A 12207-nucleotide genomic window follows, 5' to 3' on the forward strand; every position below is an offset into this window, starting at 1 on the left:
GAGGGTGTTTTCCTTGCTCAAGGACAACCATGGAGGCCGTCATATCCGCGTTCGCGGCCCCAAGAAGGTGATGGCGCACCTGATGTTTGGAATACTTGTAATCACAGCGACGCAGTTATTCCGCCTTACGTTGTGAGTTAGCGGTATTGGATGCGGAGTTTTTTTGGCGGCTGGGCCGTTATCAGGATAGGTGCGTGTAAAGTTGGGCGAAAAGTATGGAAAATGCGAAAAATCCGCTTCAAAGACTCTTTCGGCCGAGGGTCCAAGCCCTTGAAGCGGTTAAGATCGTCTGCGTACGGTCGTCGCCGTGACCTTTTGCAATTGGCTCTAAAAAAAAACTTTAATATCGGCGCCTTTTCTTGATTTCCCGCCCATTTTGTCATATACTGAGACATTAGAAATAACGAGTGCGCCCCATTGGTCGGTTTTTATTTGTCGGTTTTTCTCGGGGCGGCTTAAACAAACTCATTTTAGTTAGGTGAAATTCCCTTCACCAGGACCAGAAAAAATCCTGCCATGGCCACAAAAAAGAAAATGGAAAAAATCCTGTTGGTTGACGACGACCCCGGCGTTCTCGCTACATTGACCGAGGTCCTTTCAGATGCCGGTTATCGCACCCATACAGCGACGGATGGCGCTGAAGCCGTCGCCGAACTGGATAAACAGTTCTTTGACGTGGTGGTCACCGACCTGAACATGCCCGGCATGGATGGAATGGGCGTGCTTAAGCATCTGCAAAAACACTCTCAGGACACCCAGTGTCTGGTCCTCACCGGCTTCGGCAGCATCCGCAATTCCGTGGAAGCCATCAAAATGGGCGCCTTTGACTACATCACCAAGCCCGTTAAGTTCGACGAATTGCTGCACTCCGTTTCCACGGCCATCAAGTTCAAGCGCCTGGAGCGGGAAAACACCATCCTGAAAAAACAGCTGAAAAAGAAATACCGTTTTGAAAACTTTGTGGGCGACAGCACCCAGATCCAGCGGGTTTTCGAGCTGATTGAAAAAGTCGCCGACACCGACAGCACGGTCCTGATCACCGGCGAGTCCGGAACCGGCAAGGAGCTGATCGCCCGGGCCATTCATTACAACAGCCCCCGGCGGGACGATCCCCTGGTGATCATCAACTGCGGCGCCATTCCCGAAGAGCTTTTGGAAAGCGAACTGTTCGGACACGAGAAAGGCGCTTTCACCGGCGCCCATAAAACCCGCATAGGCCGCTTTGAAGTGGCCAACGGCGGCACCATCTTCCTGGATGAAATCGGCGACATGAGCCCCAATCTCCAGGTCAAGCTCCTTCGGGTGATCCAGGAGCAGGCTTTTGAACGCATCGGCAGCACCCGCACCATGCACGTGGACATCAGAATTCTGGCCGCCACCAACAAGGATTTGATGGAAGCGGTGGAAAAAAAGGAATTCAGGGAGGACCTCTATTATCGTTTGAACGTCATCCCCATCGAGGTGCCGCCCCTCAGGGACAGAAAGTCCGACATTCCCCTGCTCATCGATTTTTTCATCAACAAACTGGCCGCCGAAAAGGAAAGGCCCGTCAAGCGCATCAGCCAGGCCGCCATGAACGCCCTCATGGCCCACCACTGGCCGGGCAATGTGCGGGAACTGGAAAACGTGGTGGAACGGGTTCTCATCCTTTCCAGCGGAGACACCATCGACAAGGAAGACCTTCCGGCAACCATCCTCGGCCTGGATTCCAAAGAGCCCGAGGCGGGTCTTAAACTCCCCTCCGGCGGCATACGCTTTGACCACGCCGTGGAAGAGTACGAGAAGAACCTTATCGTCCAGGCCCTTGAAGAAGCCAACTGGGTCAAGACCCAGGCCGCCAAGCTGCTCCACATCAACCGGACCACTCTGGTGGAGAAGATGAAGCGGAAAAACATCCGGGGGCCCAACTAAAGGGCCTGCAACGGCAGCTTTTCGCCGCCGGTTTTTCTTTGTCAAAAATATGACGACAATTCCTTCCGCACCCGTCATGGAGGCGTTCATTCACGCCTCCATTCTTTTTTCTTAACTTTTTCGCCGTTATTTATTCCATTATTTCAGTTTGTTATTTTGATCTTTCTGCGCTCCTAATCCATGGCACATTCCTTGCCTTATCACCTATGCACGAGACCAAGCCTCTGGCCCATGCCGTTGCGGAAATACCTGGCAGGCTTAATGAGGCGGAAAACCCAAGGCCGGTGCAACTGTCGCTATATGCAAAATTTCAAACTAAAAATAGGCTGCTTACTGATTCTGGCGTTCTTCGCCCTGGCTTCGTCCGTCCTGGCTCAGGGGCAGGTCCGCAAAGTGGAAGCTCGGCTCGTTGACGGAAAAACGCAAATGCTCGTTTCCCTGTCCGACCCGTCCTCATACACGGTAATCAGGCTTTCTAAGAACGAAGTGCTTTTGGCCTTTCAGAACTCCTCCCTGGCGCCGGGCGCCAACAAGCCCTTTTGGGCCAAGGACTCCCTGATTAAGGACCTGTCCGTTTCCCAAAAGCGCCAGGACGTGGTTTCCATTTTGGCGCTGCTCAAAGAGCCGGCCGTAACCCTGGATTATTCCCTCGACCAAGCGAAAACCAGGCTGACTTTGGAAATGGCGGGAAGCTCCCCTGCGCCTTCGGCGCCAAAACCCGCCGCCGCGCCTGCGCCGCCTGCCGTGCAGCCGCCGGCCGCGCCCCTGACATCCACCGGAGGGACGGTTATAGCCAGCGGCCGCTATGATATCGAGGGCAAACCGACAATTATCAGGCCGGAATCGGCTCCCAAGCCCGAACCGACGCCCGAGCCGGTCAAGGTAGAGGAAACGCCGCCTCCTGTAGTCAAGCCGCCTGGGGATTCGCGCTATCCCATCAAGCGGCCTTTGAACCCGGCCACGGCGGGGCATGACTTCTCCTACGACGGCCCTTTGCTGAGCGAGGCTGACGGTTCGGGGACTCCTGACCAGGACCTTTTCTCCAAGGCCGTGGAGGAATACAAAACCGGCCAGTGGCAGGACGCAATTCGTGACTTTTCGATCTTGGAGCAGAGCTATCCTCTTTCCGAAAAAATTGAACCGGCGGCCTTTCTTACCGCCAGGGCCTATCACGGATTGTACGGCGCAAACCTGACAAAGCGGTTTGTGGACGTGGCTGAAAAATATCGCCGCGCCGTTAAACAATTTCCCAATTCCCGCTTTGCGCCCCAGGCCATTGTTTATTTGGTGCAGATGTACAAAAAAGTAGGCAATTACCCCGAGGCTGCGGCCTATGCCGACTTGGTCTGGGATAGATATAAGGACCGGGCCATAAGCCCGGATTTTATGCTTTTGCGCGGTCAGGCCTTACTGGCCAACGGGCAAAAGGAACAGGCCCTGGGCGTCTTTGACATGCTTTTGGGCTACTACCCCGACTCCGAATTCGTGGAAGCGGCCCTCCTGGAAAAAGCCAAGGTCCTGCACGAGGAGAGAGCGTATAAAAAATCTTTGGAAATGCTTCAGGACATAGAAAAAAAGGATCCTCAGGCCCGGTTTGTATATCCTGACCTCGCCCGGTATATGGGGGAAAACTACTACCAATTAAAGGCCAATCCCAAAGCCAGGGAGTTGTTTTTCCAAACGGTGAATACTTTTCCGGACACTCCGGATAAAGACATTCTTTATACGAAAATCGGGGATTCCTTCAAGGGCCAGGGCATGCCGGACAAGGCCGCCATGATTTATAAGATGGTGATCAGCAATTTTCCCGGCAGCGACGGAAGGCTGATCAGCCTTGTTCGCCTGGCGGATTATATTGAGGAAAATCCTGATTCGGACATCATGGAGGACAAAAGGCCCAAAGACATTCACCAGGAGATCGTCCGCAATAATCCCGACCATCCCCTGGCTCAGGTGTCCATGATCAAATTGGCCCGTCTGGCTCATGATGAAAAACGATACGAGGATTCAGTTTCCATACTGTTGGGGCTGCTTGCCCGCCATCCATTCACCAAGCTCCATGACGACGTGCGAGAGGCTCTTCTGGCTTCTTTGGAGGCCATTTTCACCAGGGATCACAGGGATAAAGATTTCGCCCATATTGTGGAATACTATGACAAGGTTCGGGACGTGGTCCCCTTTGAAGAAATGCCCCAGCTTATGTTCATCGTAGCCAACGCCTACAGGGAGACGGGAATGTGCTCCTGGGCCTTGACCCAACTGGAAAAGGTCTCCCGGTTCTATGACGACCCCAAGCCCGCCGACATCATGTTCATCATGGCGGATTGCAACAAAAAGGTCGGAGAAATCGAAAACGCCCGCAGGCTTTTTGAAACCTTTGTCCTGCAATATCCGAACGAACCCCGGTTTGTAGAAGCCTATTATCAGTTGGCGGACATTTATCTGGAGCGCGGGGAAACCGATCCCGCCATTCAGGCCCTTCGCGTCTGCCTGCGCCCCGGGACTCCATACAGCGGCGATTTCAACCTGATGTTCCAATACGCCAAATTGTTGAAAAATAAAGGCGAATATCAAGACGCAGCAGAAGCCTTCAACAAGGCCGTGGATCTTGTAATGAAAAGCGATCCCCCCAACACCCAGGCGGCGGTGGATATTCAGGAGGGCATCGGCGACTTATACGAGGAAATGGAGCTGACAAGCAAAGCCGTAACGCACTTTGAACAGGCCTTGAAACTGTCCGGAGGCCCCAACTCCTATCCTGCTTTGGAATTCAAGCTGGCCCGATGTTACGCCTCTTTAGGCGAGGCGGCCAGGGCGACGGAAATATTGGAGTCCTTGGCCCAGTCCGGCGAGAATATCTGGGCTAAGGCGGCCAAAGCCAAACTGGAGCAGGTGCAGGTGAAAGGGGCCTGGGATAAGACCGGCTGATCAGGTTTTTTCAAACGATTTCGGGCGAGTCGAAAAGGGCCGCCTTTCATAGACGAAAGCATCCCAGGCGGCGAAAGAAATATGGAAAAAGACAGCATATTATTGGTTGAACATGAATATCAGGACAGGCTGGCCTGGTCCGATTTTCTGGAAAACCGGGGGTACCACATCCAAGCGGTGGGCGACGGCGCTCTGGCCCTGGAACGGCTGAAAAGCCAAGAGTACAAGCTGATTATCGCCAATGACCAGGCGCCTGGCCTGAGCGGATCGGACATCGTCCGCAAAATGGACGGCAAAGTTCCCGTAATCCTCGTTTCGTCCGACGCCAGCGTGGACCAGGCCGTGGAGGCCATGAAATCCGGCGCCCGGGATTTTCTGCTTAAACCGGTCAGCGCGCAGATTCTCGGGGCGGTTGTGGGCCGCGCTCTGGGCGTTTCCAAATCCAACGGAACTCCCAGGGCTGGAGGCAAGTCTCCGGTCAAAATCATCACCCAGGACGACCGCATGAAGCGCTGCCTGGAGGTTGTGGATTCCGTGGCTGACAGCAAGGCTGCGGTGCTTATTTCCGGCGAGTCCGGAACAGGCAAAGAGCTTTTCGCCAGACAGATTCATTACAGCAGTTCCCGCAAGGACAAGAATTTTGTGGCAGTCAACGTCGCCGCCTTGCCCGAAACCCTTCTGGAAAGCGAACTCTTCGGGCACGAAAAAGGCGCTTTCACCGGCGCCATCAACCGCAAAATCGGCAAGTTCGAACTGGCCAACGGCGGCACTCTGCTGCTGGATGAAATCACGGAGATGGACATCGGCCTTCAGGCCAAACTCCTTCGGGTGCTTCAGGAGTCCGAAGTGGACCGGGTAGGGGGGACTTCGCCCGTCAACGTGGACGTAAGGGTGGTCGCCACCACCAACCGGGACGTGGAACAAGCCATCGCAGACGGCAAATTCCGTTCGGACCTTTACTATCGGCTGGCGGTCATTCCCCTCAAGCTGCCCCCTTTGAGGGAGCGTTCCAGCGATGTGATCCTGCTGGCCGAGCATTTTATCAGGAAGTATAACGCCCGGGACGGGAAGAACGTCAAGGGTTTGACGAAAAACGCCCAAAACACTCTCCTGAACCTTGACTGGCCCGGCAATGTCCGGGAATTGGAAAACACCATCGAACGCGCCGTGCTCCTGTGTAAAGGCGATCACATTGATCATAACGACCTTTTTATGGAGCCTCCGCCCCCCAAAGCCCTGCCCAGGCAGGACTCTATACCCAGCGTTTCCACTACCTTGCGCGAAATGGAGGAGCAGATGATCTATCAGGCTCTTGACCAGACCGAAGGCAACAGGACCCATGCCGCGCAAATCCTGGGCATCAGCGTACGCACCCTGCGTAACAAGCTGAACGAATACCAGGCCAAGGCCTGATGCCGATTTTCAACTAAAATTTTATGCGTTTAGGCCAAAATTCGTAAAGTGCAGGGGCAAGCCGCTAAAACAGGCATGGAATTTGCTCTATCCAGGAACAACTACGGATTGCAACGCAAAAAGGGGAAAAACATGCCGGATGCAAGAATCATAGGGAAAACCATTCAGGATCTGGTGCGCAGCCTGGACATTTCCAGAAAGCGCCAGGGATTGATTTCAGGCAACCTGGCCAACATCGAAACGCCGGATTATCACGCCAAGGATCTCGACTTTCGGGAAAGTTTGCAAAAAGCCATGCAAGGCAGCTCCAAGGATCTCTCCCGGACTCATTCCAGGCATTACAATGTGATGGAGGGAGGCGGCCCGGAAATCACCACCGCCGCCGCCGCCGGAGTGGATATCGACCAGGAAATGGCCAATCTGGCGGAAAACAACCTGATGTACCGCTCCAGCGTGGAATCCCTGTTAAGAAAATTCGCATTGATCAAATACACCATCAATGAGGGAGGCAAATAATGGACCTGTTAAACGCCATGCACGCCAGCGCCAGCGCATTGTCGGTCAGCCGGGCTCAAATGAACGTGGTTTCCGAAAACCTGGCCAACGCAAACACCACGCGCACCGCCAACGGGCAGCCGTATCAGCGTAAGTTCCTGGTTGTGTCCCCGGCCCCGGTCAAGGAGCATGAAAATCTTTCCGTAGGGGAGCAGGTGGTGGAAGGAGTCAAGCTGGTGGATATTGTCGCCGATCAAAGCCCCTTTCCCATGGTGTACCGGCCCGAGCATCCTGATGCGGACGAAAACGGCAACCTTCAGTTGCCCAATGTCAATGTGGTCACCGAAATGGCCAACATGCTCATGGCTAAAAGGGTGTACGACTCCAATGCCGCGGCTTTGAGTACGGCCCGTTCCATGGCTCTCAAGGCCCTTGAAATCGGCAAGTAAAACCTGAAATTTGCGGCCTGCAACGGGCCGGACAAACATAGGAGCAAGTTATGAACGGAGTAACCGGAGTAGGGGGCCAGAACGTAATCGCCCAGGAAGTGAAAAAAGCGGCGGCCGGAGAAGACGGTTCGTTCGGGTCTGTTTTGAAAAAGATGGTCGATTCCGTAAACGAATCCCAGATCAAGGCCGACGATACGGTGGCCCAGAACCTGGACGGCAAGACCGGCATTCATGAAGCCATGATCGCCCTGCAGGAAGCGGACATCAACATACGGTTTCTCCTGCAGGTGCGTAACAAAGCACTGGACGCTTATCGCGAAATCATGCGCATGCCCTTTTAATCTCTTACGGATAAGCACGGTTTAAATGAACGATCTTCTTCAGCGGATAGCGCAAATATTCCAGTCCATGACTCCGGGGCGCAGAGTCGCCCTGGTGGTGGTCCTGGCCGGTTTGATCGCAGCATTTGCGGCCATGTTTTTCTGGGCGGGAACCCCCGAGTACCAGGTCTTGTTCTCCCAGTTGAGCCAGGAGGATGCGGGAAAAATCGTGTCCAAGCTCCAGGAGCAGAGGATTCCCTACCAGCTAGCCCAGGGCGGGACCGCAGTCTTGGTTCCCGGAGAGCAGGTGTATGAATTGCGTCTTTCCCTGGCTGCCGAGGGGCTTCCCAAGGGCGGAAGCGTGGGCTTTGAAATTTTTGACGAGTCCAGCTTTTCCACCACCGAATTCGTCCAAAAGCTGAACTACCAACGCGCCCTGCAAGGCGAGTTGTCCCGGACTATCGGGCAGTTCAACGAAGTCCGTTCCGCCAAGGTGCTCATCGTCCCCGCCAAGGACACGGTGTTTGTGGAAACCACATCCCCGGCCACGGCCTCTGTTTTGCTGGACTTGGCCCGTCCCTTATCCTCCGGGCAGGTTAGCGGCATCGTGAATCTGGTGGCCAATGCCGTGGAGGGCCTGGGAACCGAGCAGGTGACCGTGGTCGACACCACGGGCAAGGTCTGGTTCAAGGGCGCCGGCGAAGGGGACGACGCCGCCCTGGCGGCCAACAACCGCCTGGAAATGCAGCAGCAGACCGAAGATCGTCTTGCCAAGCACGTCCAATCCATGTTGGAGCAGATAGTCGGCCCGGGCAAAGCCATTGTGCGCGTTCGCGCTGAAATGGATTTCGACCAGGAGGAGTATTCGGAAGAGACTTACGATCCTGATTCCGTGGTTGTCCGCAGCCAGCAAAAGCGCACGGAGGACACCGTGAAGGAAATTCCCGGCGGAACCGCGGTCAATACCATGAATAACCAGCCTGGAATGGCCAGCGGGGCCGCTTTGGGGCAGTCCCGCACCCAAAAACAGGATGAAGTCACCAACAACGAAATCAACCGGGTTCAGAGGCGGGTCACCAAAATGCTGCCCACCATCACCCGGTTGTCCGTCGCCGCCGTCCTGGACGGCACATACAAAACCGTTGAAAATCAGGACGGAGTCAGCACCGCCCAGTTCGTTCCCAGAACCGCCGAAGAGCTCAAGCAGTTTGAGGGCATTGTCAAGAACGCCATGGGCTATTCCGAAGACCGGGAAGATCAGGTGACGGTCTCCTCTTTCCAGTTCACCTCTTTGCCTGGAGCGGACATGGCCGCAGCCGAAGCTCCCAGCGCCGTAACAAAATACCTGAACATGTACGGCAAATGGGCTTTGCTGGCGCTGCTTATGCTTCTCACCTTCGTGTTTGTGGTGCGGCCTATCCTCAAAAGCGTCAAGCCTCCCGAACCCGAAAAGGAAGAAACCCAGGCCCTGGAGCATGAAGAAATGGCTCTCCTGCCCGAGGCCCCGGAGGAAATTGACATCTCGTTGCGGGCCAGGCAGCTTGCGCTGGACGAGTTTGAAAAAGCGGAGCAGCTTGTCAGAGGCTGGCTGGGAGAGGTGGAGCAATGAGCGGCAAGACATTAGATCCTGAAAAACTGACGGGGCCTGAAAAAGCGGCTATTTTTCTCCTGGCCATGGGCGAGGACTACGCCTCCAAGGTCATGAAAAACATGGCCCCTAAGGAAGTTAATCGAATCGCCAACCACATGAAGGAAATCCAGTTCGTTCCCTCCAGCGTGCTGACCAAGGTCTACGAGGAATTCGTGGATAAAGTCGAGCGCAAGGACGAGTTGATGATTCAGGGCGACCAGTTCGTGAAAAAGGTGGTGCATTCCACTTTTGACGAAATCACGATCAAGGAGATTTTTCAGGATCTGGACGCCGAGGAAAGGGAAGAGCCCTTTGCTTACATTGAAAAAATCGACCCCCAGGCCCTCATCCGCATTCTTTCCGGCGAGCATCCCCAGACGGTGGCCCTGGTCCTGGCCCATATGAAGCCCGGCCAGGCTGCGGCCGTGCTGGCGGGCATGCCCAAGGAGGTGCAGGCCGATATCGCCATGCGCGTTGCGGATATCAATCAGGTTCCCATAGAAATCATCCACGAGGTGGATTCCTCCCTGCAAAAGGAGGTCCTCACCATTTCCGACTCCGGCGGCAGAGAGATAGGCGGCGCTGAAGCCCTGGCCAACATTCTCAACGAGGTGGATAAGGCCACGGAAGAAACCGTCATGACCACCATGGAAGAAGAGCGCACCGAGATTGCGGAAAAGGTCCGCCAGCTCATGTTCGTGTTCGAAGACTTGCTCAAGGTGGACGACAAGGGCATGCGCGAGATCCTCAAGCAGGTGGACACCAGCGAACTGGTTGTGGCCCTCAAGTCCGCCTCCGAGGCCATGAAGGACAAGGTTTTCGGAAACCTTTCCCAGCGCGCTGCAGAAATGCTGCGGGAAGACATGGAAGTCATGGGCCCCACGCGTCTGGCCGAAGTGGAAGCCGCCCAGCAGGGCGTCATACGCATTGCACGGCAGTTGGAGGCCGAGGGCAAGGTGGTTATAGCCCGCGGCTCCGAGGACGTCCTGGTCTGATATGGATAATCGGGAACAAGAGAAAAGTATGCAATATCAGCCGTTTTTGTTGAACGAACTGGCCAAGCCCGAGCCCCCAAAGCCTGCCAAGCCTCCCAGGCATGCCATGCAAGAGGAAGAGGACCGCGAAGGGGGGGACGCACCGGATCTGGAGCGCATTCATCAGCAGGCCCAGGAAATCTTGGAGGATGCCCGCAAGCAGGCCGAGGAAGTGGAGCGGGAAGCCTATGAGCAGGGCTTTAAGCAAGGGGAGAAGGACGGGCAGGAAATAGGATCCATGAAGTTGGAAAAAATCCTGGACCGCATCGAACAGATTTCCCGGGATCTGGATTCCTATCACGAAACCTTTGTTCAAAAGCACGAAAAGGAAATATTATCCCTGGTGTCGGCCATTGCAGCCAAGGTGATCAAGGCTCAGGTGGATCTGGAGCCTGAAACCGTCAAAAATGCGGTCATGGAGGCCCTCTCCGTGGTCTCGGACTGGCAGGAGGTGACGGTTCGCGTAGACCCTTCGGATTTTGAGTTCCTGGATGAAATGCGGCCGGAATTTTTTGAAAAGGTCGCATCCCTCCGCTCCATCAATATCGTGCCCGACTCCTCCGTGGAAAAAGGCGGCTGCATTGTCAGCTCCGATTTCGGAGAGGTGGACGCCAGCATAGAGTCCCGCCTGGACAAGGTCTCCCAGGCTATCATGGACGTTTACTACTCCAGGCGATAAGGCGCGTCTTCATGGATTTTTCAGCATATCAGGAAGCGATTCAAACCTCCCAGCCCGTCTTGCCGGAAGGCAAGGTGGATCAGGTGGTGGGCTTGATTGTGGAGGGCTACGGCCCCCAGATGAGCGTGGGCGCCGTGTGCGATCTTGTGACCACTCAGGGCAGGCGCATTCCGGCCGAAGTGGTGGGGTTCAAGGAAAAACGCATGCTCCTCATGCCTTACGGCGAGATGCAGGGCATCCAGTTGGGATGCCGCATTGTGCCTCGCCAGCAGCAGCCCCTGGCGCCCGTGGGCGACGCGTACCTCGGCCGGGTCATCGACGGCCTGGGCCAGCCCATGGACGACAAGGGCCCCATCCCCGCCACGGACATGTACCCCCTCTACGCAGACGTGGTAAACGCCCTGCATCGCAGGTCCGTCAATCAGGTTTCCGACGTGGGCGTCCGGGTGATCAACTCATTCATCACCGTGGGACAGGGACAGCGGGTGGCCATCATGGCTGGCTCCGGCGTGGGGAAAAGCGTGCTCATGGGCATGATCAGCCGCCACATGGCTTCGGACGTGTGCATCGTGGCTCTGATTGGGGAGCGGGGCAGGGAGGTAAAGGATTTTGTGGACGAAATTCTGGGGCCGGACGGCATGGGCCGATCCATTGTGGTGGCCGCCACTTCCGACACATCCCCTCTTGTCCGTATGCGCGGGGCCTATCTGGCGACCACCTTGGCCGAGTATTTTCGGGATCAGGGCAAAAACGTCATCCTCATGATGGACTCCGTCACCCGCTTCGCCATGTCCTCCCGGGACGTGGGCCTGGCCGCGGGAGAGCCTCCCACGGTGAAAGGCTACACGCCTTCCTTTTTCGTGAAATTGCCCAAGCTGCTGGAGCGCGCCGGCAGCGTGCAAGGCAAAGGCAGCATCACGGGCATTTATACGGTTTTGGTGGAAGGGGACGACATGAACGACCCCGTGGGCGACGCCGTGCGATCCATAGTGGACGGACACATCGTCCTTTCCCGCAAGCTGGCCAATCAGGGCCATTATCCGGCGGTGGACGTACTGGCCTCGGTCAGCCGCGTCATGCGCGCCACGGTGTCCGCCGAGCACACCCGGATGGCCCAACGCTTTCGGGAAGTCTTGGCCGCTTACCAGAACGTGGAGGACCTCATATCCATCGGCGCTTATGTGGACGGCAGCGATCCCGACGTGGACTACGCCAAGTCCATGATTGGCAAGATGAAGCAGTTTTTGCGCCAGGACATGATGGAGGGGGTTTCATACGAGGAATGCGTGCAACAATTGACCGCCTTGTTCGGGACCGTGGAAAAAACTAAAAAAAAGTAACCGACTGA

At 55.7% G+C, this 12207-nt stretch carries 10 protein-coding genes and 1 pseudogene; all 11 read left to right on the top strand.

Annotated elements, in window-relative coordinates; genetic code table 11:
- A pseudogene (locus BUE18_RS28550) lies at nucleotides 1-136 on the top strand (IS1182-like element ISCARN109 family transposase); the annotation flags it as partial.
- A gap of 380 nt (nucleotides 137-516) precedes the next feature.
- On the top strand, nucleotides 517-1911 hold the full coding sequence (locus BUE18_RS20510; RefSeq protein WP_073478051.1) for a sigma-54-dependent transcriptional regulator: 1395 nt from the start codon (nucleotides 517-519) through the stop codon (nucleotides 1909-1911).
- A 300-nt stretch (nucleotides 1912-2211) separates the two neighbouring features.
- Complete coding sequence (locus BUE18_RS20515) at nucleotides 2212-4839, top strand: tetratricopeptide repeat protein (protein WP_073478052.1); 2628 nt, start codon at nucleotides 2212-2214, stop codon at nucleotides 4837-4839.
- A gap of 81 nt (nucleotides 4840-4920) precedes the next feature.
- Nucleotides 4921-6252, top strand: coding sequence for a sigma-54-dependent transcriptional regulator (locus BUE18_RS20520; RefSeq protein WP_073478053.1), 1332 nt, complete (start codon nucleotides 4921-4923; stop codon nucleotides 6250-6252).
- Nucleotides 6253-6384: 132 nt separating this feature from the next.
- Complete coding sequence (flgB, locus tag BUE18_RS20525; RefSeq protein ID WP_073478108.1) at nucleotides 6385-6768, top strand: flagellar basal body rod protein FlgB; 384 nt, start codon at nucleotides 6385-6387, stop codon at nucleotides 6766-6768.
- On the top strand, nucleotides 6768-7196 hold the full coding sequence (gene flgC / locus BUE18_RS20530) for a flagellar basal body rod protein FlgC (RefSeq protein WP_012609809.1): 429 nt from the start codon (nucleotides 6768-6770) through the stop codon (nucleotides 7194-7196). Before flgB ends, flgC begins: the two co-directional genes overlap by 1 nt.
- Before the next feature lie 50 nt (nucleotides 7197-7246).
- Nucleotides 7247-7537: a flagellar hook-basal body complex protein FliE gene (fliE, locus tag BUE18_RS20535; protein ID WP_073478054.1), complete on the top strand. Its 291-nt coding sequence runs from the start codon at nucleotides 7247-7249 to the stop codon at nucleotides 7535-7537.
- 25 nt (nucleotides 7538-7562) lie between these two features.
- Complete coding sequence (gene fliF / locus BUE18_RS20540) at nucleotides 7563-9125, top strand: flagellar basal-body MS-ring/collar protein FliF (protein WP_073478055.1); 1563 nt, start codon at nucleotides 7563-7565, stop codon at nucleotides 9123-9125.
- Nucleotides 9122-10141: a flagellar motor switch protein FliG gene (gene fliG, locus BUE18_RS20545; protein ID WP_073478056.1), complete on the top strand. Its 1020-nt coding sequence runs from the start codon at nucleotides 9122-9124 to the stop codon at nucleotides 10139-10141. Before fliF ends, fliG begins: the two co-directional genes overlap by 4 nt.
- A gap of 28 nt (nucleotides 10142-10169) precedes the next feature.
- Nucleotides 10170-10859, top strand: coding sequence for a FliH/SctL family protein (locus BUE18_RS20550; protein WP_170868423.1), 690 nt, complete (start codon nucleotides 10170-10172; stop codon nucleotides 10857-10859).
- An 11-nt stretch (nucleotides 10860-10870) separates the two neighbouring features.
- Nucleotides 10871-12199, top strand: coding sequence for a FliI/YscN family ATPase (locus BUE18_RS20555; protein ID WP_073478058.1), 1329 nt, complete (start codon nucleotides 10871-10873; stop codon nucleotides 12197-12199).
- The last annotated feature ends 8 nt before the right edge of the window (nucleotides 12200-12207 follow it).

Origin of the sequence: Desulfatibacillum alkenivorans DSM 16219, assembly GCF_900142135.1 — a bacterium.
Lineage (GTDB): Bacteria > Desulfobacterota > Desulfobacteria > Desulfobacterales > Desulfatibacillaceae > Desulfatibacillum > Desulfatibacillum alkenivorans.

What these genes read in the sequence shown, in the direction of transcription:
- fliE (WP_073478054.1), top strand. Translation starts at nt 7,247, where the DNA reads ATGAACGGAGTAACCGGAGTAGGGGGCCAGAACGTAATCGCCCAGGAA.
- BUE18_RS20520 (WP_073478053.1), top strand. Translation starts at nt 4,921, where the DNA reads ATGGAAAAAGACAGCATATTATTGGTTGAACATGAATATCAGGACAGG.
- fliG (WP_073478056.1), top strand. Translation starts at nt 9,122, where the DNA reads ATGAGCGGCAAGACATTAGATCCTGAAAAACTGACGGGGCCTGAAAAA.
- BUE18_RS20515 (WP_073478052.1), top strand. Translation starts at nt 2,212, where the DNA reads ATGCAAAATTTCAAACTAAAAATAGGCTGCTTACTGATTCTGGCGTTC.
- fliF (WP_073478055.1), top strand. Translation starts at nt 7,563, where the DNA reads ATGAACGATCTTCTTCAGCGGATAGCGCAAATATTCCAGTCCATGACT.
- BUE18_RS20550 (WP_170868423.1), top strand. Translation starts at nt 10,170, where the DNA reads ATGCAATATCAGCCGTTTTTGTTGAACGAACTGGCCAAGCCCGAGCCC.
- flgB (WP_073478108.1), top strand. Translation starts at nt 6,385, where the DNA reads ATGCCGGATGCAAGAATCATAGGGAAAACCATTCAGGATCTGGTGCGC.
- BUE18_RS20555 (WP_073478058.1), top strand. Translation starts at nt 10,871, where the DNA reads ATGGATTTTTCAGCATATCAGGAAGCGATTCAAACCTCCCAGCCCGTC.
- BUE18_RS20510 (WP_073478051.1), top strand. Translation starts at nt 517, where the DNA reads ATGGCCACAAAAAAGAAAATGGAAAAAATCCTGTTGGTTGACGACGAC.
- flgC (WP_012609809.1), top strand. Translation starts at nt 6,768, where the DNA reads ATGGACCTGTTAAACGCCATGCACGCCAGCGCCAGCGCATTGTCGGTC.